The organism is Vibrio sp. 1580 (genome assembly GCF_033340055.1).
On record NZ_JAWOVT010000417.1, the window covers coordinates 1 to 616 of the forward strand.

General features: G+C 45.5%; 1 protein-coding gene. It reads right to left on the reverse strand.

What is annotated here, in order from left to right; all coding sequences use genetic code 11:
* Window positions 1–616 (reverse strand): phosphomethylpyrimidine synthase ThiC (locus R7093_RS26330; RefSeq protein ID WP_318147162.1); only part of this gene is annotated, 616 nt, incomplete at both ends.

Sequence of the window (616 nt, forward strand, 5' to 3'; positions counted from 1 at the left end):
TGCGTAAAATCCATTCGCGAGTTTCGTGAATGTTGCGGCCGGTAGAAAGGTCCATCACGGTATCGCCACCCCAACGTGTCGCCCAGACAAGTTTTTCCACTTCTTCTTCGATTGAAGACGTGACCGATGAGTTACCAATATTGGCATTCACCTTAACTAAGAAGTTACGGCCAATAATCATTGGTTCAGATTCTGGATGATTGATATTCGAAGGAATGATGGCGCGACCTTCTGCGACTTCTTTACGAACGAATTCTGCAGTAATGTCTTTAGGTAGATTTGCACCGAAGCTTTGGCCAGGATGCTGCTGAGTCAGCACGTCATCGCGATATTTAGCGCGCCCCATGTTCTCACGCAGTGCAATGTATTCCATTTCCGGAGTAACAATGCCTTTGCGAGCATAGTGTAGTTGAGTCACACATTTTCCGGCTTTAGCTCGTCGAATACGTGGTAAGTTGCCATAACGCAAATCATCTAAGGTTTCATCGTCAAGACGCTCTTTTGCGTAAACAGAGCTCACATCTTCAAGGATTTCAGTATCATTGCGTTCTTCAATCCACCCCTCTCTAAGCTTTGGTAAGCCACTATAAAGGTCGATAGAGTAATTTGGGTCAGT